Origin of the sequence: Cellulomonas sp. HZM, assembly GCF_000708885.1 — a bacterium.
Classification (GTDB): domain Bacteria; phylum Actinomycetota; class Actinomycetes; order Actinomycetales; family Cellulomonadaceae; genus Cellulomonas.
The window spans coordinates 17,317-39,413 of record NZ_JEOE01000018.1 but is presented as its reverse complement, the minus strand read 5'-3'; the positions used below and the strand labels follow the sequence as shown (position 1 = coordinate 39,413).

The 22,097-nt window shown below is 72.9% G+C and carries 16 protein-coding genes; 9 read left to right on the top strand and 7 right to left on the bottom strand.

The window, feature by feature from the left end:
- Window positions 1-44 precede the first annotated feature (44 nt).
- The 4 genes from AW16_RS0110970 (at window position 45) to AW16_RS0110955 (ending at window position 2,584) form a co-directional block, all read left to right on the top strand.
- Window positions 45-476 (top strand): hypothetical protein, encoded by a 432-nt coding sequence (locus tag AW16_RS0110970; RefSeq protein ID WP_156044142.1) that lies wholly within the window; start codon window positions 45-47, stop codon window positions 474-476.
- Between the two features lie 37 nt (window positions 477-513).
- Window positions 514-750, top strand: coding sequence for an antitoxin (locus AW16_RS0110965; RefSeq protein ID WP_231496021.1), 237 nt, complete (start codon window positions 514-516; stop codon window positions 748-750).
- Window positions 747-1,139 (top strand): type II toxin-antitoxin system VapC family toxin, encoded by a 393-nt coding sequence (locus tag AW16_RS0110960; RefSeq protein ID WP_029290340.1) that lies wholly within the window; start codon window positions 747-749, stop codon window positions 1,137-1,139. The genes AW16_RS0110965 and AW16_RS0110960 overlap by 4 nt, the downstream gene beginning before the upstream one ends.
- 80 nt (window positions 1,140-1,219) lie before the next feature.
- Window positions 1,220-2,584: a hypothetical protein gene (locus AW16_RS0110955; protein WP_197021610.1), complete on the top strand. Its 1,365-nt coding sequence runs from the start codon at window positions 1,220-1,222 to the stop codon at window positions 2,582-2,584.
- 10 nt (window positions 2,585-2,594) lie between these two features.
- Here AW16_RS0110955 and AW16_RS0110950 read toward each other — a convergent pair whose 3' ends face one another.
- The 4 genes from AW16_RS0110950 to AW16_RS0110935 form a co-directional block, all read right to left on the bottom strand.
- On the bottom strand, window positions 2,595-3,575 hold the full coding sequence (locus AW16_RS0110950) for an HNH endonuclease signature motif containing protein (protein WP_081861604.1): 981 nt from the start codon (window positions 3,573-3,575) through the stop codon (window positions 2,595-2,597).
- A 64-nt stretch (window positions 3,576-3,639) separates the two neighbouring features.
- The gene (locus tag AW16_RS0110945; protein ID WP_231496020.1) at window positions 3,640-4,296 is read right to left on the bottom strand and encodes a nuclease-related domain-containing protein; all 657 of its coding nucleotides are present in this window, start codon (window positions 4,294-4,296) and stop codon (window positions 3,640-3,642) included.
- Window positions 4,297-4,514: 218 nt separating this feature from the next.
- Window positions 4,515-5,699 carry a sensor histidine kinase KdpD gene (locus tag AW16_RS0110940; protein WP_034648844.1) on the bottom strand — a complete coding sequence of 395 codons (1,185 nt, stop codon included), beginning with the start codon at window positions 5,697-5,699 and terminating at the stop codon, window positions 4,515-4,517.
- On the bottom strand, window positions 5,699-6,460 hold the full coding sequence (locus tag AW16_RS0110935; RefSeq protein WP_081861603.1) for a response regulator transcription factor: 762 nt from the start codon (window positions 6,458-6,460) through the stop codon (window positions 5,699-5,701). Before AW16_RS0110935 ends, AW16_RS0110940 begins: the two co-directional genes overlap by 1 nt.
- 143 nt (window positions 6,461-6,603) lie before the next feature.
- Here AW16_RS0110935 and AW16_RS0110930 point away from each other — a divergent pair, with 143 nt between their 5' ends.
- The gene (locus AW16_RS0110930) at window positions 6,604-7,041 is read left to right on the top strand and encodes a DM13 domain-containing protein (protein ID WP_029290328.1); all 438 of its coding nucleotides are present in this window, start codon (window positions 6,604-6,606) and stop codon (window positions 7,039-7,041) included.
- The gene (locus AW16_RS0110925; RefSeq protein ID WP_051681873.1) at window positions 7,038-7,547 is read left to right on the top strand and encodes a DoxX family membrane protein; all 510 of its coding nucleotides are present in this window, start codon (window positions 7,038-7,040) and stop codon (window positions 7,545-7,547) included. Before AW16_RS0110930 ends, AW16_RS0110925 begins: the two co-directional genes overlap by 4 nt.
- Window positions 7,548-7,591: 44 nt before the next feature.
- On the opposite strand, the gene AW16_RS0110920 is transcribed toward AW16_RS0110925, so the two are convergent.
- Window positions 7,592-8,938, bottom strand: a complete 1,347-nt coding sequence (locus tag AW16_RS0110920; protein ID WP_029290324.1) for a hypothetical protein — start codon at window positions 8,936-8,938, stop codon at window positions 7,592-7,594.
- Between the two features lie 140 nt (window positions 8,939-9,078).
- On the opposite strand from AW16_RS0110920, the gene AW16_RS0110915 reads away from it, so the two are divergent.
- Genes AW16_RS0110915 through AW16_RS0110905 form a run of 3 tightly spaced genes read left to right on the top strand, consistent with a single transcriptional unit; the run spans window position 9,079 to window position 11,490 of the window.
- Complete coding sequence (locus tag AW16_RS0110915; protein ID WP_029290322.1) at window positions 9,079-10,149, top strand: Gfo/Idh/MocA family protein; 1,071 nt, start codon at window positions 9,079-9,081, stop codon at window positions 10,147-10,149.
- Window positions 10,146-10,859: a DUF1361 domain-containing protein gene (locus AW16_RS0110910; RefSeq protein ID WP_051681872.1), complete on the top strand. Its 714-nt coding sequence runs from the start codon at window positions 10,146-10,148 to the stop codon at window positions 10,857-10,859. The genes AW16_RS0110915 and AW16_RS0110910 overlap by 4 nt, the downstream gene beginning before the upstream one ends.
- 19 nt (window positions 10,860-10,878) lie before the next feature.
- Window positions 10,879-11,490 carry a hypothetical protein gene (locus tag AW16_RS0110905; protein ID WP_029290318.1) on the top strand — a complete coding sequence of 204 codons (612 nt, stop codon included), beginning with the start codon at window positions 10,879-10,881 and terminating at the stop codon, window positions 11,488-11,490.
- Window positions 11,491-11,505: 15 nt separating this feature from the next.
- Here AW16_RS0110905 and AW16_RS0110900 read toward each other — a convergent pair whose 3' ends face one another.
- Complete coding sequence (locus AW16_RS0110900) at window positions 11,506-15,219, bottom strand: hypothetical protein (RefSeq protein WP_029290316.1); 3,714 nt, start codon at window positions 15,217-15,219, stop codon at window positions 11,506-11,508.
- Window positions 15,219-21,980 (bottom strand): DUF6603 domain-containing protein, encoded by a 6,762-nt coding sequence (locus AW16_RS0110895; protein ID WP_029290314.1) that lies wholly within the window; start codon window positions 21,978-21,980, stop codon window positions 15,219-15,221. Before AW16_RS0110895 ends, AW16_RS0110900 begins: the two co-directional genes overlap by 1 nt.
- Window positions 21,981-22,097 lie beyond the last annotated feature (117 nt).

The following is a 22,097-nucleotide window of genomic DNA, read 5'->3' as shown; positions in this document are numbered from 1 at the left end:
TGCTCCTCGAGTCGTCGGACGGTGCGAGCGTCGAGCTGCGGATCGTGGGATACGAGTTCCCCTCTGCCCCGGCGCGTGACTCGGATGCGAACTGGCTCGTCGTCGAAGGTCGCGTCCGGACCGCCGACGGCCGGGCGTGGACGTTCCGCGACCCCTGCCTCATGACCGACGACCTTCCCCGGATGTCCCGGTGGTTGAGGGCGGTGGCTGACGGGCGCGTGCCCGCAACGGCCGTGCCTGTTCCGGAGTCGCGGCTTCTGGCGTTCACCGAGCCGAACCTCGCGTGGAGCGTGGGCTCCGTGAGCGCGGACGAGGTCGTGGTCAGGACCCACCTCTCGCTCGAGAGCGCGCCGCGGCTTCTTGCTGGCGACGTCGAGCTGTACGAGTACTTCGTCGAGCTCAGGCTTACGCCGGCGGCGCTGCGTGGGGCGGCGGCGGCGTGGGACGACGAGGCGGCGCACTTCCCGGTGCGGTGACGTCCCATCGCAGGCTCGTGGCTTGCACATTGCTAGCATGAGCACCATGACGACGCTATACATCCGGGACGTGTCCGACGACGTCGCCGAGACCCTCAAGGCGCGCGCCGCGGCGGCGGGCACGTCGCTCTCCGCGTACGTCAACCTCGAGCTGACGAAGATCGCGGCGCGGCCGACGAACGCGCAGCTCGTCGAACGCCTTCGCGCCCGCGACCGGTCGGGTGGGCCGACCACCGAAGAGATCGTCGCCGAGGTCCAGGCCGGCCGGCGGTGATCGTGGTCGACGCCTCGGCGCTGGTCGAGGCGCTGGTCGGTCGCGCGCCGGATGCCGGGCTGCTCGATGCGCTGGCCGACGAGGTGAGCGCCCCGCACCTGCTCGACGTCGAGGCCATGTCCGTGCTCCGCGGCCTTCTGCTGGGCGGCAAGATCAGCGCGGAAGCAGCCGACGCGGCTCGGCGCGACCTGTTCGCGTTGACGATCGTGCGTCACGATCTCGAACCGCTCGCCGAGCGGGTATGGGAGCTGCGGCGTCAGTTCACGGCATACGACGCGACGTACCTGGCTCTGGCCGAGGCGCTCGGGTGCCCGCTTCTCACATGCGACGCGAAGCTCGGCGCACGGGGGCACAGAGCCCAGGTACGCGTGCTTGCTGGCGCACGCTGACGGGGAGGCGATCGCCGAGCCGATACGGTGCCTGGGCATGGTCACGGACGAGCCAGACGATGACTGATCGAGGAGCGGCGATGGGGAGCGAGATCGAGCTGGTCTCCGACGGGGACGGGCTCGCCGTCATCGGCGACCGGGCGGCCGTCGACCGCTTCCTGCTCTCCGCCGGGCTCGATCGCGCACCGGCGCGCGAGCTCGACGTGCATCGCCTGTGGTCTGTCGCCACGTCCGCAGGGGCCGCGACGCAGATCGGTAGCGAGGTCGCCGCGAACTCCGGCCGCTGGGTGAAGCTCACCGCGGAGTCCGCCGAGGCCGTCAAGAAGTACGGGCTCATGCCGACGAAGAAGCCAGGGATCAGTCACGCCATGGCGGGCCAGCGCGGGGACATCAAGCAGTGGCTGCAGATCGAGAACGTCCCGACTCTGTTGGGGGGGCCGTTCGCGCTCACGGCGCTGGCGACGATGATGCAGCAGCGCGCCATGCAGGAGCAGATGGACGAGATCGTCGAGTACCTGCGGGAGATCTCCGAGAAGGTCGACGAGATCCTGCGCAGGCAGAAGGACGCCGTGCTCGCGGACATGATCGGCGTCGACCTGATCGTCGAGGAGGCGCTCACGGTCCGCGACCAGGTGGGCCGTGTCTCCGAGGTGACCTGGTCGAAGGTGCAGAGCGCCGGCATGACGATCGCCCGCACGCAGGCGTACGCGATCCGGCAGCTCGACGGCATCGCGGAGAAGCTCGAGACGAAGGCCGATCTCGGGGACGTCGGCAAGGCGACGCGAGAAGCCGAGCCGCAGGTCCGGGAGTGGCTGGCCGTCATCGCCCGGACCTTCCAGCTCCAGGACGGGGTCTCGATCCTCGAGCTCGACCGCGTGCTGGACGCGGCCCCTCAGGAGCTCGACAGCCACCGCCTCGGCCTGCAGACCGCACGACGAAACCGCCTCGAGCTCATCAGCACCGCGACAGCCCGGCTCCTCACGCAGATGAATGCGACCGTGCAGAAGGCGAACTCGAAGGTGCTCCTCAACCCGTTCGACGCTCCCGCCGCTGTGCGGTCGAGCAACGACGTCGCCACGGGGGTCCTGGAGTTCCGCGCGCGGCTCGGGATCGAGTCGGGGCACGAGTCGGTCGACGCCAAGGGCTGGCGGCAGGCAGCGACGGAGACGCGCGACAAGGTCGTGGCGAAGGCGTCTCAGGGCGCTGCGGACGCGGCGCGGCTCGGGTCCGAGACGTACGACCGCGCGGCGGGAGCGATCCGGTCGGTCGGTGCCGTGGGCGCCGACGAGGTCGCGGAGGGCACGTCCCGTGCTCGGGCCGCGACCGAGGACGCCGGGCAGGCGCTCAAGGGACTGGCCACCGGAGTGGTCGACGGGCTCGGTGCCAGGTTCAGGCGCAAGCGGGACGACGCGCACGACGACATCGCGCCCACGGACCACGCCTGAACCAAGTCGGTCAGACGGTGATGCTAAGCCTGTGCTCCGCCCAGTGCTTCGCCAACCACTCGACCTGCGACTCCTGGAGCCGGAGCTTCAACGGCTCGTCGTGGAGCCGGGCGTACTGCGGATAAGCCGACAGTTCCGGGGCGACGTCGATGTGCAGCTGCGCAGGATCGACCGCGAGGGCGCCGTCGTCGAACAGTCGGTGGATGTCGCGGCGCAGCATCAAGCCGCCGTGCGCGTGATGCTCACCCAGCCGCGCATAGCTGTACAGGTGACCGGCCTCGAGGACGCGCTCGGGTGCGCCGCCAGTCAGGGCGCACACGTTGCCCTGGTTCGCGAGGAGGTGCTGGCGGAACTTGCTCTGGCCCCGACGTACCCGGACCAGTGACTGGCGGAATCCTCCGGCGAGCTCGACCTGCACGTCGCCGGACGACCACGCAAGGTCGGGGGCGCGAGCACTCACACGATTGATCGCGCGGTCGGCATTCTTGCTGACCAGGGCGTCGCGGAATGCGGACCAGTCGAGCGGCCGCATCGCGTTGATGTCGATCGCGTTCCGCTGGACGGCGCGAAGCTCGCGCTCGTCGAGGACGCCGTCCAGCGCCGTCCACGCGGCGTCGTACCTGGCGGTGTACAGGTCGACGTCGACAACGTCAGTGAGTGCGGTCTCGAACTCGGCCTTGCAGCGCATGCAGCGGAACCGCGGCACCGCGCGCTTGCGGTCCGAGATCCGCGTCGTCCGGCACTCAGGGCACCTGCTCAACATCTTTCGACCGGGCTCGGTCTCGATCGCCTCGATGACGGAGACGCCGAGAAGTCGCTCCTTGTCCCACAGGGCGATCGGGTCGCCGACCTGGAGGTTCTTGTGGTTCGGGACATTGCTGTCCCACGAGTAGTACGCGTCGTACTGGTCGTCGTAGCCGGCGTTCCCGCCATGGCCACGGTTGTCGCCCGCGGCCATGAGCAGCCACGCACGGCGCGGTGCGTCGTCCACGACGCGAGCTTGTCACGACCACGCGCGCGAGGCGTCGATCGACACCGGCGACGGCGATGTCAGATCACGCCGTCGGGAAGTGCTCAGCGAGCCGACGATGCAGGTGGTCGACCTGCTCCGGCCCCAGCGGACCTTCGCCGTTGAGCACCTGTGCTGCCTTCTTCGGCCACAGCACGTCGACGGAGTCGACGGCGAACGCTCCGCCGATCAGCGGCCAATCGGCGTCGACAAAGCAGAGCATCCCTCGTACTCGCGTACCGGGAGCGACCGATTCGACGACGGCACGCACCAACTCGACCTGCTTGTGCACGCCCGTGAGCAGCTTGGTGCAGTCGCGGCCGCCCACCGTGAACGTCGTCGTCCTGGGCCGGAGGATGCCACCTTGGACGCGCAGGTTCGGCCGACCCTTGTAGCGCTTGGCATCGATCACGTACACGCCTGACGGCGCGACGGCGATGTGGTCGATGTTCGCCTTCGAACGGGGGATGCGCCGATCGTGGAGCACTCGCACCTGCTCGTTCGCCCACTTCTCCAGGCTCCGAGCGACCACCTGCTCGCCGACCGCCCCGGAGCTCCACGCTCGGGTGCTCTGCGGGTCGTCGGACACGGCTAGCAGGAATCCGCCGATGCGAGGATGCGCGGCGCGGACTCGCTCTTCGCGCCGCGCGGCGCGTCGGTCGTGCTCACGCTGGGCGGATGCACCCGCGACGCCGGCGACCACAGGGACAGGCTGAGGGGCCGGGGTGTCGTCGGCCGGTGCGTCAAGGGCTGGCGGGGGCCCGATCGGGACGGGGCACTCGACGCAGCGCACAGTCTTGGTCGGCCGTTCGTACACCGCGACCACCCCCGGGGCGATCGCGGTTCCGCACACACGACACCGCCCCGCGTACCGCAGCCGCATGGTCTTCTCGCCGCCGGGAGCCTCGGCCGGTGTCGTCGTCACGCAGGCGAGATCGGCATCCGCGCCCGCGCACGAGAGCCCCGGACCAGCGACTCCCCCGGAAGGATGATCTCCATCCGGAACCCGTCGCCCGCCCGCAGGGCGCGTGCCGACCCGCCGTGCGCGTGCGCGATGCCGCGCACGATCGCGAGCCCGAGCCCCGCGCCCGCGGGGGTGCCCAAGCCGGTGCCCGTACGTGCGGAGTCCGCGCGCCAGCCGACGTCGAACATCCGCCCGAGGTCGTCGTCGCCCACACCCGACCCGCTGTCGGTGACACCCAGCACCACCGATCCGTCGTCACCCAGCCCGCCGGACACCAGGACCTGTGAGCCGGCCGGGGCGTACCGCAGGCTGTTGGTGAGCAGGTTGGAGACGGCTCGACCCAGCTGGTGGGGGTCCGCCACGACGACGAGGTCGTCGAGGCACGCGGGCACGATGCGCATCTCGCGGGCGTCCGCGAGCGGGCGCAGGTCGGCGGCGGTGTCCGAGACGAGGTCGCGCAGCGCGACGGGCTCGGTGCGCAGGGTCAGCGCCCCGCTCTGCAGCGTGGAGAGCTCGAACAGCGCGTCGACGAGGAGGTTCACGGCGTCGACCTGCTCGCGGACGCGGCGCAGGTAGGCGGCCGGGTCGTCGACCGTCCCGTCCTCGAGTGCCTCGGCCATCGCTCGGATGCCCGCCAGCGGTGTGCGCAGGTCGTGCGACACCCACGCGACGAGCTCGCGACGTGACGCGTCGAGGCGCTCGACCTCGTCGCGCGCGGTGGCGAGGCGGCGCGACGAGCGCGCCAGCTCGGCGTCGATGTCGTCGAGCTCGGGCCAGCCGCTGGGCCGGGCGACCACGACCTCGCCGTCTCCGAGCCGTCGCGCCTGCTCGCCGAGCCGGGCGAACGACGAGCGGGCGGCGCGCGCCGTGAACGCGGCCGCCGCGAGGCTCAGCAGTGCGGAGCTGCCGACGACCCAGACCAGCACGGTGAGGTCGTGCCGCGACAGGTACATCTCGCCCGCGACGGCGAGCGTCGATGCGGCGACCGACCCGACGGCGACGCACGCGACCACCGTGAGCCGCTCGCGCATCGTCGCGCCCCGGCGCAGCCGCAGCCACAGCAGCGCGAGGCCGACGACGACCGCCGTGCACGCCAGCGACGTCGCGCCGACCAGCAGCAGGTCGGCGGGCCGCAGCGGCATCACGGCTCGCGCCCGTCGGGGGTGAACCGGTACCCGCTGCCCCACACGGTCCGCAGGTAGCGCGGCTCGGCGGGGTCCGGCTCGATCTTCTCGCGCAGGCGGCGCACGTGGACGGTGACGGTCGACGGCTCGCCGAAGCTCCACCCCCACACCTCGCGCAGCACGTCCTCACGTGTGACCACCCCGTCGGCGTGCTTGACGAGGTGGACGAACAGCTCGTACTCGCGCGCCGTCAGCACGATCTCCTCGCCGTGGCGCGAGACGCGGCGCAGCGACGGGTCGACGCGGAACGGTCCGACGTGGAACGGAGACAGCGGTGCTCGCGCGTCGGCGCTGCGCCGCACGAGCGCCGCGACGCGAAGGTGCAGCTCGCGTAGGACGAACGGCTTGGTGACGTAGTCGTCGGCCCCCCGTTCGAGCCCGTCGATGCGGGCGCCCACCGAGTCGAGCGCGGTGAGCAGGAGGACCGGCACGCCGGAGAGCTCACGTGCGCGGCGCAGCACCTCGTCACCGGTCAGACCGGGGAGCATCCGGTCGAGCACGACGACGTCGGGGACGCGCTCCTCGAGCTCGGCGACGGCGCGCACGCCGTCGGAGACCGCCCGGACCTCGTACCCGTGCGCCGTGAGGTAGTCGTCGACGACGGTGCGCACGGTCGGGTCGTCCTCGACGAGCAGCACGCTCGCTCCGCGCTCGGGTGCAGGTCGCGGCGCGGGCAGCGCCCTGCGCTCGTCGTCGGCCTGCGGGCCGGGTCGCGTCATGCGCCGAGCGTAGGCCGGGGCGCCGTCGCAGAGGCGACCCCTTACGGTCCCGCAACCTCTTCCCCACGGCTCACGGGACCTGGTTAGCGTCGCCAGCCGCCGGACGGGATCGTGCCGGCGACGACGACAACGAGGAGACGACCATGCGTTTCAAGGCACTCGCCGCGACCTTCACGGTGGGCCTGGTGCTGGCACTGTCCGCCTGCGGCGGCAGCTCGGACGACGACGCGTCGGGAGGGCAGCCGTCGGCGACCACCACAGCGGCGTCCGACGCGATGTCGAGCCGGACCGGGACGTTCGAGGGCCTCAACGGCAAGAAGGTCATGGGCACGGTGTCGGTGGACGGCGACCAGGTGGTGCTGTCGGGGTTCTCGTCCGACGAGGGCCCTGACCTGCACGTCTGGCTCACGAACGGCACTGCGGAGAGCGACGTGACCGCCGGCACCGAGGTGGACGCCGTCAAGTTCGACCAGGCGTCCCAGACGTTCACGCTGTCCGGGGTCGACGCCGCGAAGTTCGACACGGTCGTCATCCACTGCGACAAGGCCAAGGCGGTCTTCGGCGCCGCCCCGCTGGCGTGAGCACGGTCCGGCGCGCGACCCGGGCGGGCGTGGGGCTCCTCACGCTCGTCCGGGTCGCGCTCGGCGCGCTCTGGCTGCACGAAGGCGTCGTCAAGGTGCGCGCGGGGTTCGGGGCCGCGGACATCGGGTTCGTCGCGGACAACGCGCGCACCGACGGCCGCGTCCCCGGCTACTTCTCGGCGTTCGCCGACCACGTCCTCGGCCCGGCCGCGGGCCTGTTCGGGGTGCTGATGCCGGCGCTCGAGATCGGCCTCGGCCTCGCCCTCGTCGCGGGCGTCCTGACCCTCACCGCGGCGGTCGGTTCGGTCGTCACGTTGATGTCCTACTGGAGCGCGGACCAGCTCATCGACCAGTACCCGGTCATGGTGCTGCTCGCGATCCCGCTGCTGCTGTGGCCCGCGGCCGCGGCGCGGCTCTCGGTCACCGCAGCGGTGCTGCGGCGCCCAGGCCGCGCCGGGACGCGCATCGACGGGACGCGCTGGGAAGGTGCCCGTCGCTGGCTGTAGGAGGGGGCGGACGCGGCCGCGCGCGCCGCGGCGGCCCGCGCCCCCTACCGCAGCGGCGGCAGGATGTCCCGCTGCAGCTCCAGGAACTCGTCCATCATCGCCACCGCCCGTGGGTAGGAGTCCACCACGGGGTCGATGAGGATCGCCTGCAGCAGCTTCTCCTTCGACTCCTCGGCGTACGCCTCGACGAGGAGCTTCTGGATGCTGCCCTGCAGGTTCCAGCTCGCCGTCATGACCTCGGGGAACCGCTCCATGGGCGTCGGCACGAGCCTCCCGTCGACGGCGGTCGCGGCGACCTCGACGACCATGTCGTCCGGCAGGCCCGGGATCGCGCCACGGTTCGGGATGTTGACGGCCGGCAGGGGGACCTCGACGCCGTAGCTGAGCGCCTCCATGATCGGCGCGGCGAGCTCCTGCGACGTCTCGAGAGGTCGCTCTCGCCAGTCGTCGTACGACGAGGGAGGGGCATCGGCCAGGAACCCGCGCGAGATGTCGGCGCGGTCGATCGAGTAGTACCACTCAGGCGTGCGCGCGCCCGCCTCCCAGGGCGACTCCGCCGCCGGGTCGTAGAAGTACTGCAGCTCGCCCGGGACGAAGTCCATCGCCCAGGACAGGTACTCGCCGATGTGGTTGCTGCCGGGCGAGGCCCACAGGCCGAACCGACGCAGCAGGATGCGCGAGAGGGCGATCTCGTGCCACTCGGAGACCCAGTTGGCCTTGCTCTCGATCTCGCGCAGCCGGGGGTAGAGGTCCTCACCGGTCACCTTGTGCCGGATCCGCTGGAAGAACTGGAAGTGGTTGATCCCGCCGGCCGCGAGGTCGAGCTCGTCGAGGGGGACGTCCAGCAGCGCCGCGATCTGGCGCGAGCCGCCGAAGTAACCGCCGCACAGGCCGACGGCCTGTACGGAGGTCAGCCGCGTGATGGCCTCCACCACCTTGTGCTCGGGGTTGGAGAAGTTCAGCAGCACCGACCCGGGTGCGAGCCGCTCCATCGTCCGCGCGATCTCGAGCAGCGGGGGGATCTGCCGCAGGGCGTGGAACAGGCTCCCCGGCCCGCCGTTCTCGCCGAACACCTGCTTGAACCCGTACTTGCGGGGCAGATGGAAGTCCTGCGACCAGTAGTGGTAGCGGTTGGTCTCGATCGCCGTGACGACGTAGCTGGAGCCCTCGACGGCCCGCTCGAGGTCGGTCGTGCTCCAGATCTTCGCGTTGTGGTGAAGGCGGCCGGCGACGTCGTGCGCGTAGGCCTCGACCTCGGCCAACGGCTCCGCCAGGAGGTCCATGAGGACGAGCTCGAGCCCGTCGCCGGCGAGCGGCTCGCTGAGCAGGACGTCCCGCACGCACTGTGCGCCCCAGTCGCGGCTGGCCGCGCCGATGAGTGTCACCTTCATGGCGGTGGATGCTCCGATCGTCGTTGTTCGAGCGGTGACGCCGGGGCTGCTTCGGCGCAGGGAGCCCGATCATGGCACGCGCGAGCACCTAGGCTCGACGCACGGTCGGCACCAGTCGGCCGCCGACGAGACGAGATGACATGACCCCCCTGCGCTTCGGCGTGATCGGCTCCGGCTGGCGTGCCGAGTTCTTCGTCCGCATGGCCCGCCTGTTCCCCGAGCGGTTCACGTGCGTCGGGGTGGTCACGCGCGGCGAGGAGCGTGGCCGCGAGGTCGAGCAGCAGTGGGGTGTGCCGACGGTCCGACGAGCCGACGAGCTGGATCGCCCGGACCTCGTCGTCGTCGCCACGCCGTGGCCCGCGACGCCGGACGCGATCCGGGAGCTGACGTCGCGCGGGGTCCGGGTCCTCGCCGAGACTCCCCCGGCTCCCGACGAGGCGGGCCTGCGCCGGCTGTGGGACGACGTCGGCGGAACCGGCCTGGTCCAGGTCGCCGAGCACAGCCCGTTCATGCCCGCGCACGAGGCCCGGACGCAGGCCGTGCGAGCGGGTCTGATCGGCGAGGCGACGAGCGTACAGATCTCGTCCACCCATCTGTACCACGCGGTCGGACTGATCCGGAGCATCCTCCAGACCGGCCGCCACGACGTCACCGTCCGTGCCAGCACCCACGAGTCGTCGCTCGTCGACCCCATGAACCGCGACGGGTTCACGGGCGACGTGACCCCCAAGACCGCCACCACCATCCTCGCCACGCTCGACTTCGGGAACGGCAAGAGCGCGCTCTACGACTTCACCGACAACCAGTGGCACAACCCGCTGCGCACCAACCGCATCGTCATCCGCGGGTCGCACGGGGAGATCGTCGGCGACGAGGTGACGCGATGGGTCGACGAGCGGACCATCCTCACGTCGAGCATCAACCGACGCGTGTCCGGGCTCGAGCAGAACCTCGACGGGTTCGACCTCGAGCACCTGAGCCTCGACGGCACGGTGCTCTACCGCAACGAGTTCCACGGCGCGCGCCTGGCGGACGACGACCTCGCCGTCGCCGGGCTGCTCGACGCGACCGCCCGCTGGGTCCGCGGCGACGGCCCCGAGCCGTACCCGCTCGCCGACGGGTGCCACGACCACCTCGTCGGCCTCGCCATCGAGGAGGCCGGCCGCACGGGCCAGCCGGTGTACGTCCAGGCGGGGGCCTGGGCCGGGTGATCGCCAGTCTCGTCCTCGGCGTCGTCGCGATGAACCTGCTCGCGATCGCGCTCGTCGTCGCCCGCGGCCCCGTGTTCCGCACGCGCGTCTACCGGCCGATGCTGCTCAACCTCGGGCTGTCCGCCGCCCCGTTCGTGGTGCTGGTCATCGGGGTGGGTGCCGTGGCCGTCGCCCGCATCGTCGCCGGGCCGTGGGGGGAGGGGGTCGTCGCCGTCCTCGTCGTCCTCGCATGGCTCTTGCTGCTGCCCAACGCCGGCTACCTGGTGACCGAGCTCAACCTCTCGCACCGGCAGGAGGGCGAGCACGTGCCGATGTGGTTCGACGTGGTGCTCGTCATCTCGCTCGCCATGTCCGGGGTGCTCAACACCGTGCTCAACGTGCTCGTCGCGCAGATCGAGTGGGTGCTGCTGCGGCACGGCGACACCGCCGCGAGCATGCGCTCGTGGGACACCGTTCTGCTCACGGTGCTGGTGCTGGTGCTCGTCGCCTTCGGCATGTACCTGGGGCGCAGCGTGCGCCTCAACAGCTGGGACGTGCGGCACCCGACCTCCCTGGTCCGCAAGGTCGTGCGGCACCTGCGAGCGCCCGGGGCTCTGGGGAACGCGGCCGGCTTCACGTTCCTGTACGCGCTGTTCCTCGGGATCATGTACATCGTGGTCGCGGGGCCCGTGGTGCAGGCGGTCATCGAGCTGGAGGACCTGCGGGCGTAGGGGCGTCTAGCCTCGGACGATGAACTGGCTCGAGGTCGTCGGCTGGATCGGCTCGCTGCTCGTCATCGTCTCCCTCATGCAGGCCCGCGTGCTGCGGTTCCGTTGGTTGAACCTCGCTGGGGCGGCGATCGCGACGGTGTACAACGCGGTGATCGGCGTCTGGCCGTTCGCGGTGATGAACGGCGTCATCACGATCATCGACATCTACTGGCTGGCGAAGCTGCTGCGCGAGCGGCACGACGACGGCGCGTACGAGGTGGTCGAGGTCGCTCCCGACGACGCCTACCTCGCGCACCTCATGCGCGTGCACGCCGATGACATCGCGCGCTTCCGGACCGTCCCCGGGGCGGCCGCCGACGCCGCCTTCCTCGTGGCGCGGGGCGACGAGGCCGTCGGCGTGGTGCTCGTGCGTGACGAGGGCGAGGGCGTCGGGCGCGTCGACCTCGACTGGGTGACGCCCCGCTTCCGCGACTTCACGCCGGGCGAGTTCGTGTATCGGCGCTCGGGGGTGTTCGCCGACAAGGGCTACCGCGAGCTGGTGCACGCCGACGTGCCCGGGTCGCGCGAGTACCTGGGCCGGGTCGGGTTCACGCAGGCGGGCGCCGAGTGGGTGCGACCGGTCGCGGCGTGAGCGCGCCGCGACCGGTCACGTCACCGAGCGGGAGACCTGGGTGGTGCGGCCGTCGGCAGTCGTGACGCGCAGGCGGACGACGAACGGCGCCGCGACCCGCACCGCGACGTCGTACTCGTACGGCGGGTCGTCGCTCGCGCGCGTCACCTGGATCGGGTCCGTGCCGAGGCGGGCGCGCTGCGGGATGTCGACGAGCGCGATGTCGAGCGACACCGGGAGCGTGACGGTGCCCCGACCGGGCAGGACGGGGAGCACAGGGAGCGTGGGCAGCACCGGTGCGAGCGTGCGCGAGCCCGGGATCGGGAACGGCGTGAGCACCCGCCGCGGCGCGGACACCGTCACCGTGAGGTGCGCGCCGGGCTCCAGCGCGGCGTCCGACGAGGCGCGGACCAGCACGAACCGGCCGACGACCGTCGACACGTCGATGATCGTCAGCGTCGGCGGGTCGGGCGCGTAGCCAGGGACGGTCACGCTCTGGGTGGTCACCCGCCCGAGCGGGTCGACGAGCGTGAGCGCCACGTCGACCGGGTCGGTCGCGACCGGGCGCGTGAACCAGAGCGCGAGCGGTGTCCGTCCGGAGGCCCGCGCGCCCGAGCGGGCGACGAGCGCAGTCGCAGCCTCGGGCGGTTCACCGTCGGCCAGCACCACGGGTCCGGCCGGCACGAGGCGCAGGTCCGTCGGGTCGACGACGAGCGGGCCGGCCGTCGCCGAGAGCCGGAACGGTCCGTCCGCGACGAGCCGCACGGGCGCGGACGTCGACGACGTCACGAGGATGCCGTCATGGCCGCCGCCGAACACGGTCGCGACGAGCGGTGCGAGGTCGGGCGGGCCGTCGGGGCGCACCCGCACGGTCACGACGTCCGAGGCGAGCGACGGCACGCCGCGGACCGCCGCGACGGGCACGGTGTCGACCGGCACCGCCACGGCGCGCACGTTCCAGTCGTCCCACGACGGGTCGAACCCGCCCGACCAGGACGCCGTGTACACGTCGAGACCCGAGGCCGGGTCAGGCGCGGCGCCGGGTGCGGGGGCCACCGCGGGGACGATCGCGAAGGCAGGCCCCATCGTCTCGGCACGCATGGCCGCATCCGCCGATCGCGTCCTGTACAGAAGGAACGACGACACTGGTACGTCGGAGTCGGCGGTGAGCGAGAGCGTCACGGTGCCGGCCGCGCCGATCACCGACCGCACGCGCGGCGGACCTGGCTGGCGCAGGCGCGGCGGGGTCACGGCCTGCAGCACCAGGTGCGCGGGCGAGTCGCTCGGCCAGTCGGAGCCGACGCCCGTGTCGGACAGGGTCGTCACCGTGAACAGGTGGATGTCCGTCGACCCGGTCGGCAGCGCGACGTCCGACTCCCGCGCGGTCGCCGGCAGCTCCTGGATGCGCCGGAACGTCGCCCGCCGCTGCGTGGGGTTCATCGCGTCGTACGCGTCCCACAGCTGCTGGAGCCGCACGCCCGGCAGCGTCCCGTCCGGTGCGCGCTGCGCGAGCCCCGCCGACTGCCGCAGCGCGGTCTCGGCGCACTCCCACACCACGATCCCCTTGCGCGCGTCGAGCGGCGCACCGGACGCGACCGACCAGTGCACACGCACGTGGCTGTGCCCCGACGCGTCCGGGGTCGAGCCCATCGGCACGCCCGGCGGGGGCGGCGGCAGGATCGGCGGGATCGGGACGGGCGAGGCGACTCCCGCGAGCGCGGGGTGCGCGGGGTCAGGCTGCCAGCCCGCGTCGGGCACCACCGCGAGCGTCGTGCGCGCCCACACCTGTGCCCCCCAGCGCGGGGTCGACGAGAAGTCGAGCGACGGCACCGGGATCGTCACGCGGTAGCGGCGGCCGTGCGCGCCCTGGGCGGCTCCGGGTGCGACGACGACCTCGCCGGACTCGTCGAGATGGTCGACTGTGACCCCCGCGGGCGGCGTGAGCGCGTCGCCGACGAACGTCAGCGCGACGTCGCGCCGGAACGCGCCCGCCGGTGCGGGCAGCACCGGGTCCACCCCCGCGGGCGGCGGGGCCGACGCGGACGTCGTGCGCCACAGCACCGACGCGAGCGTGAGCGCGGTGGGCGTGCGCGTGTCCCAGTCCACCGACACCTCGACGACCATCGTCGCCGCGCACGTGGGGGACCCCGCGTACGACGACGTGAGCGACACCCCGATGATCCGCGGCCCGGGCGGTGCCGGCTCGGTGCCGTCCCACGAGACCTCGGCCCACGGCGACCAGACCCCGAAGACGTCCTGCACCGCGACCGGGTAGGTCACGTGTCGCCCGCCCGAGCCGAGCGGGATCGTCTCGTCGGGGTCCACCATCGACGTGCGCGCCCAGTCGAGCGACGGCTTGACGCCGTCCGGCACCAGGACGAGTGGGCGCCGGTCGCCCGCGGGCAGGTCCTCGGCCAGCACGGCCGCGGGTGAGCCGCCCGACGACGACGCGAGCAGACCCGCCGTGGGCCGGCCCATCGCGACCGATCCAGGCACGCGGTCCCACTGCACGCGCACGGTCTCGCGCCAGGGGTCGTCGCGATGCTCGGGGGACAGCAGCCCCGAGCGCCGGGACGTGAGCCCGGACGGTGTCGTCGTCGCGACGTGCTGCTGCGGGACCGGGACGTAGGCGGCGACCGCGATCGGACCGGTGCCGACGGGCGTGTCCGGGTACTCGGCCGTGACCAGGTACTCGAGCCCCTGCGCGTCGGGCAGGTCGGACTGCCGGTAGGCCGTGCCGAAGCCGGTGGCGAGCGCGAGGAACGGGTCCGCCGAGGCGGGCAGCGTGAGCAGCGAGAGCGGGGACAGCGTCGCTGTCGTGGACAGCGACGACGTGCGGCCGTCCGTGGTCGACGGCGGGTCGACGGGCGGGGAGTCGGCGAGCGCCGCCTGGTCCGCGGGCGTGAGCGACGGCCGGTACAGGCGGTCGATGCGCGGCAGCAGGTCCTTCTCGATCTCCTTGAGCAGTGTCGTCGTGTCCGGAGCACGCCAGGGCGGGGACAGCACGAGGCCCGACGGCGTGAACGGCACGTACCCGAGCGGCGGCCCGCCGCGGTCGAGGCGCTGCTGGGCGGCGTCCCACGGGGAGGTGGGCGCGGAGACCAGACCCTGCTTGGAGGTGTCGTAGGCGGTGCCGCCCCACGGGTCGGGTGCGGGCAGGCCGACGACCTCGAACGGCTTCCACCCGCCGTCGTCGATCACGGTCTGCAGCGGCACGACGCTCACGACGGGGTCCGTGCCGTTGACGAGCAGCACGCGCGTGATCCCGGACGTGCGCAGCGCGAGCGTCACACGCCCGCCCCCGGCGCCGGACTGCGCGGTCGCCCCCAGTGCCTCGGACAGCCCGCCGTGCCGGTAGGTCCCGACGATCCCGACGGGCTTGCTCGGGTCGACGACCTGCGCGTCCACGGTGACCCACGCCGAGAGCACGGGCAGCCGCAGCGTGAGCCCGTCGTCGTGCGGGACCTGCACCACCGTCACCTTGCGCTGCTTGGGCCGCGGTCGGCCGACCCACACCGTGAACGGCCCGAAGGGCACGCCGAGCTCGGGGTTGCACTGCCAGCGCAGCGCCACGTCGCCGCCGCGGTCCTTGAGCGAGGACACGTCGAGCAGCGCCGTCCCGGGCTCGACGTGCGTGAGCACGGGCGAGACACGGCCCGCGGCGCCACCGACCTGACCGCGCAGCACCACGGGCCAGGGCACGACCGATCCCGTGGCTCGCAGCCAGTAGGGACGTGAGATCCGGTCCATCAGTCCTCCACCTCCCACGGCGCGCTCTCGAGCAGCACCTTCACGGCGGTCACGGCGTGCTCCGGCTCGCCGGACAACTCGTCGGCCGTCCGGACCAGCTCCACCACCAGCTGCGTCCCGCGGGCTCCCGGTCCGAGCAGCACCACGGCCCGCGTGTCCCCCGGCGCCCGCACCACGCGCGTCACGGGGGCGGCCGACGACGCACCGACCCGCAGCGTCATCCAGTCCCCCGGCCGTGGCGCCCACCAGGCGTGCGTGGGGTCGTCGGAGTCGACGGGGCCGGACACCTTCGTCGGCACCAGGCGCGAGCGCCACATCGCCTCGCTGCCCTCGACGACCACCGCGACGGGCTGCGGCACGGCGTCACCGGACCACAGCACGCGCACCCGCGGGTAGCGCGGGACCTCGGGCACCGCGAGGCCCGCCGCCTGGAACGCGGCGTCGAGCTGGTCGCCCGTGGGGCGTTCGGTCAGGGCCGCGAGCGCCGACGGCGTCGGGACGAGCGCGGGCTCGGGCCGGGCCGCGGCGAGCAGGCCGGCGAGCTCGGGCACGTCGTGGAACCTCGACGTCGTGAACGGCACGCGGTAGATCCGTCGCCCGGCGGCGTCGGCCGCGGCGCCCTTGGGGACGGCGAGCACGTCGAGCAGGTAGTCGGTGAGCGGCTCGAGCGGGTAGTCGAGCGTGATGACCGAGTGGTACGTGCGGCCGTTGTCCGACGGCGTGCAGCCGGCGGCGTCGAGCAGCGCGCCCACCGTCTCCTGCCACGGGGTCATCACGGACATCGTCGTGGCCTGCAGGATCTCGCCGATCTCGAGCGGCACGGTCACCCCCGTCCCGGCCGCACCGCCGCCGGGGGGCTCGGGGTGCCGGCCGGAGGCGGACCGCACGACGATCCGGATCTCCTCGCCGTACGCGTCGAACAGCTGGCCGACCTTCTGGGTCGCGAGCGCGACGCGCAGCGGCTCGCCGAGGAGCACGCCCGTCTCGCCGTCGCCGGGCGCGGTGGTGAGCAGCCAGGGGTCGAGCCGCTCGGGAGCGCGGTCGGGGCCGTCGGCGACGAACCGGAACTCCTGCACGGGCCCGGCGGTGTACGCCTCGGGTGCGGTGGCCGGGGGCTGCGCGTCCTGCTTGAGGTACTGCGACTCCCAGTGCACGCGCACCGTGTACTCCTGGCCGGGCAGCAGCAGCGCGTGGTCGTCGGGATCGTCCGTGACGGCCGTCGTCGCCGCGTCCTGGTCCTCGTTGAGCGTCGTGGTGTCCCAGTCCTGCCGGATCACCTCGGCCGCGGTGGTGCCCGCGACGCCGATCACCCAGAAGGCCCTCCCGACGAGGTCCGCGATGCGGCGGTCCCAGCCGATCTCCACCGTCACGGTCCCGTCGGGCACCTTGGGCTGCAGGAGCACCGCGACCAGGTCCTTCGCCTGTGCCGCGATGACGCGCGCCGCGATCTGGATCGCCCGGTACACCGGGTCCTGCCACGGGCCGGTCGCGTCGAGCCACGCGGGCGGCAGCGGGTGGGTCGACGACACCATGTCAGCGCCGTGCGCGCGGTACTCGTCGAGCACGCGTCCCTCGGCGTCGAGGAAGTGCACGACGAGCCCCTGCTCGATCGCGCGCCGCGGCACGAGCAGCAGCGCGTCCATCGACGCGAGCCCCGCGTCGACGCGGAACGTCACCGAGTCCGCGAGGTCCGAGGGCCGGAAGCCGAGCTGGTCCCACGCCTTCTTGACAGCCTCGACCTCGTGCTCGTCGGCTTCGGGGGCCGGCTCGCCCTCGTCGCCCGTGGGCGAGCGCAGGATCGCGCCGTGGCACGCACCCGTCGAGCCCGTGGCCTGGCGGCTCCACGCGGTCTGCGCGTCCTGCAGCGAGACGCCGTCGGCCAGCAGCTGCAGCACGTCGGCCGTGCCGGCGCCGGTGGCGGGCAGGCTCCCGAACGTCGCCGACGCGCCCGCGGCTGCCGGTAGCGACGCGACCAACCGCCCCGCCCCCGCAGGCCGCGCGCAGGCCACGGCGTCTCCGACGACGACCGCCGGGTCCGTCCCCTGTACCAGGTCGACGAATGCGTTCCCCGTGCGCCACGGCTCGTGCACCACGGCCTGCGAGCCCGCGGGCGCCGAGCGGAACGTGCCCGGCTCGTCCGGCCACGCGACCGCGTCGAGCACCCAGCCCGCGGCCGACGGCCCGCTCGCCTGCTCGTCGAACGTCCACAGCACCGGGACCGCCTTGGCGACCGGGATGCAGACGGTCCCCCAGCGGTCCTCGACCGTGCGCGTGAGCTCGCGGCCCAGCACCACGGCACGCGGCGTGGGCGTCGGCAGCCAGGACAGCAGCGCGAGCGCGGGCCCCACCTGCGGGTCGCCGACGAGCTGGCGCGCCCACCACGTCGCGGGCGTCGAGCCGGCCGTGAGCGTCCCGACGAGCTCGACCGACGTGACCCGGTACCGCCACCACGTGTCGCCGCGCCGCATCCATGGGTTCGCCGGGAGCCCGTTCGCGCCCCGCGCCTTGCCGCCCAGCACCACGTCTCCGGGGGCGACCGACGGCGCCGTGTCGAACAGCACCACGGGGATCGCGTCGAGCGGCACGCTCGGCAGCGGGTCCGCGGAACCGGTCGCCACGGCCCGGCCGAGCACGCCGTCCACGGCACGGTCCACCGCGGTCCCGTCGACCAGCGCAGGCGAGCGGGACACGAGCGAGACGCCGGACACCAGCAGCGGCGGCACCGGCGGCACGGGGGTGTCGTCGCCGATCGTCAGCTCGACGCAGCCCTTGACGCTGAAGAAGAAGAAGTCGACCTCGCCGCACACCTGCCCGTGCACGTACGTCCGGTCCTCGACGTGCTCGGTGGGCAGCCCCTGGTCGGTGATCTGCCGTCCGACGAGCACGGTGAGCTCGGCGCTCGCGGAGATGCCGATGATCCACAGCCGCAGCTCGCCGCTGACGTAGATGCGCCCGCCGATCGCGAACGGCGAGAACGACACGATCGCGTCGAAGCCGGCCGCGACCTCGAGGTACAGGCCCACCGCCTTCGAGCCCATCAGCACCGCGCGGATGTGGAACCCGACGGCGATCGTGACGCCGCTGGTCACGAGTGGCAGGCCGTCGATGTGGATCGTCGTGCCGTCGCCGTGGATCATCAGGTAGCCGGTGCCCTCGAAGACGTCGAGGACGCTCACGGTCACCGGGTTGGTGTTGGTGCCGAGGTCGACGAGCCACTGGTCGAGGTGGTTGGCGTCGAAGAATGCCGTGACCGGCACGCGCACCTCGAGCAGGCTCTTCACGCTGTACGACGCGACGAGGCCGATCGTGACGGTGCCGCGGCCGAAGTCGAGGTCGAGCACCGCGAGGAACGTCGCCTGCTCGCTCGGGTCCTTGAGGTCGGGCGGCGCCTTGATGACGTCCGCCTTCATCGCGAACAGCAGCCGCGGCCCGGGCACCTCGACCAGCACGAGCCCCTTGAGATGGACGATGTACCCGCCCTCGGACGTGCCGAGCAGGATGCCGCCGGCCACCGCGAACGCGCCGGGCTGCACGTGCCAGCCTGCGGGCTTCATGACGGACGCGTTCGGCTCGGTGAGCTGCTTGGTCAGCCAGTCCAGGGCCGGGACCTGCGCGTTCGGGTCCTCGCTGCGCGCGAAGTTCACCGCGACGCCGCCGAGGAACCCGTAGATCGCGAGCCCGGAGTTGGCGAGCGGGATCGGCACAGGGAACTCGACCTCGGCACCGATGAGCACGCCCGTGACGCCCTGGTCCTGCTCGACCGCGAGCTGCGCAGCGATGCGCAGCTTCACGGGCGTGAGCGTCACGTCGAACGCGCCCTCGAACCCGTTCTCGAGGATCTTCACGTACCCCGAGCCGTGGATGACGTCGGGGATGTCGATGCTCGCGCCCAGGGCCGTGAGCTGCGGGAACTCGGCCTGGTCGAGCCGGATCCGCACGCGCGCCGAGTCGACCGTGACGACGCCCAGCTCGACACCCAGGCCCACCTCGACCTCGAGGTAGAGCGGGTTGTCGCGACTGATCCGCCCGCCCAGCACGCGCAGGATGTCCTGCAGCGCCTCGGGGCCGATGAGCGAGCCCATCGGGATGTCGAGCGAGTACCCCGCCGCCGGGTCGAACACGGGCAGCGGCACGTACTGCACGGTGCCGTCGGGCTGCGGGTCCGAGCGCCACTGCGAGCGCAGGCCCACCGCCTTGTAGCGGGCGGTCAGCGGCTTGGCGGGGTCGACCTTGAGGATGCCGACGTCGAAGCTGAACGCCGTCTCGACGTCGAGCAGCACGCTGATGCTCGTCGAGCGCGGGCCGCTGCCGTTCGTCGGGTCCACCAGGCCGTTCGTCACGACGAGCTGCCCGCCGTGCAGCGTGATCTTCTGCGTCGTGATGACGCCCGCGGCACCCACGGCGACGGCTGCGCCGCCGACGAGCACCATCGGCACCAGCTCGCCCGCGGTGGGCGACGGGGGCGTGACCGCGGCCAGCAGCGGGGACAGCACCGCGACCGCGCCGAGGATGTCGAGCCCCGTCTGGTCGCCCGCGCCCCTGGTCTTCTGCCAGAGGCCGTCCTTGTCGTCGTCGATCGCCTTGAACTGCGCGGTGACGTCCCACGACGAGCGGTCCTCCGCGATGCGCAGCCGCAGCAGGAACTGGCTGATGCCGTCGCTCGGGTTGTCGCGCGGCGGGATGTGCGCGCCAGGCTTGGTCGAGGAGATCTGGTTCTCCGCGGCCGTCTGGATGTCGATCTCGCCGTAGACCTCGGCGCGCACGAACGTCGAGCGCACCAGCTCGACCGTGACGCCGAGCTTGCGGAAGCAGTCGGGGACCGGCTGGCGGGTGGGCGGCGGGTCGACGACCGTCGTCGTGCTGGTGTCCGGCGCGTGGCGCTCGAGGTGGGCCGTGACGGTGACGGTCTGGTCGAGGTGCGCGGTGGCGCGCGCGTGCCACCAGTCGGGGGCGTCCTGCGGGGGCGTGCCCGTGGTGCCGCTGGCCTGCGCGGCGGTCTCGCCGTACGCCGTGCCGGCGGTGACGTGCGTGAACGCGAGCTGCGGGCCGCCGGTCTCGTCGCTGGTCAGGAGGGCGACGAGCGCGTCGCGGCGGCGCTCGGACAGGCCCTGGTTGTGGTCGGCGGTGCCGTCGTGCCCCTCGTAGGAGGCCCAGCCCTCGACAGTCCAGGTCGCGTTCGCGGGCAGCGCGCGCAGGCGGGTGAGGCTCGCGGGGTCGAGCAGTCGCTGCGCCGTGCCGGGGTCGTGCCTGCCGGCCCAGTGCTGCGCGTACATGCGGCCGGGCGTGAGCCAGAACCGCGTCGACGGGCCGCCGTTCATCTCGGGCTCGGTGGGGTGGTCGAACTCGTAGTAGGCGTCGATCGTCACGAGCGGGCCGCCGCCCGTGCGCTGCACCGCGACGCTCACGTCGACCGGGTGGCCCGACGTGACGGGGATCGACGCGGTCGGGCCGACGACGTCGGCGTGACCCGACCAGCTCCACGTGATCGTCGTCGCGTCGGTCACCTCCGGCGAGAGGTAGGCGACGACCTCGTCGGCCGAGGCGCCCGCCCGCACCAGCACGCTGTAGCCGACGTCGGACGTGGTGGTGGGCGTGACGTCGGCGCCGTCGGGGCTGTTCGTCGTCGCGTCGCCGCGCCGCGACGCGTGGAACGTGCGTGTCGTCGTGTGTGCGCCCGCGTCCGTCGCCTTGACCTCGACGACCACGTCCCCCGCCGCGGGGATGGTGAGGACCGCCCGGTCGGAGACGGTCGAGACGCCGTCGACCGTGATGGTGAACGCGAGCGGCGCGATGCCCCCGCCGCCGTCGGCGTACAGCGTGACGTGCTCGGGCAGCTGCAGCGGCGCGATCGGGTCGGTGTCGGGGACGCCGATCCACTCCCCCGCGGGCGTCTGGAACCGCAGCCGCAGGTGCGGCGCCGAACCCCGGTTCACCACCTCGGCGTTGAACTCCCCCGTGACCCCGGCGCTCGCGCCGAACCCGATCCACAGCTCGCGCACGCCCGCGCTGACGGCCAGCCCCTCGAGCCCGCTCGGCGCGACGAACAGCCGCACCTCCGGCAGGTAGAGGCCCTGCCACGCGTCGGGCATGGTGCGCGCCCCCGCGGGCACGCCCGACGGGCCCGCGGTCCCGGACAGGTCGAGCACCGCGGCCCGGAACGCGAAGCCGACGACGTCACCCGGCCCGATCAGCGCGTACCCGGGTTCCATGCGCACCAGGTCGACCACCGGGTCGGCGGGCGTGCCGCCCGTCGTCGCCGGCTCGAGGTCCACGCCCACCGACCCGCCGGCCGGACGCAGCACCTTGACCTTCACCGCGGGCAGCCTGAACCGCACGGTCGGGTGGTCGGGGTCCGCGCGCAGCTGCCCCTGGCCGTCGAGCTTCGCGCCGCGCAGGAACGGCATGCGGATGGCCGACGACGGCACCGACAGCACCAGCCGGACCGTGCCGTCGGGATCCCCGCCCGGGCCGGTGAGCCGCAGGCCCAGCTCGATGCCGAAGCCCGACGACAGCTCGATCGCGCCGCCGTCGCCCGTGGAACCCGACCCCGGCGCACCGCCGTGCGAGATCTCGCCGCTCGACAGGTCCATCTCGAGCGAGCGGTCCCCGCCGATCGTCGTCGACCAGATCTTCCAGGTGTGACCGTCGTCCTCGGTGCGCTCGGTCGACGACGGTGCGTCCACCGCGTCGAGCAGCGGCTTGAGCTGGTCCAGCGCACCGCCGGACGTGCCGGAACCGGGTAGGTCGTCCCACAGGCTCATCGCCGGGCCCCCTCGCGCGGGAGATGCTGTCACCCGAAAGGGGGACGAACCAGGCGTACTGATACAACCCGGGCGGCGTCAAGTGGTTCGTCGCCGATCGGTTCCGGATGCGGGTAG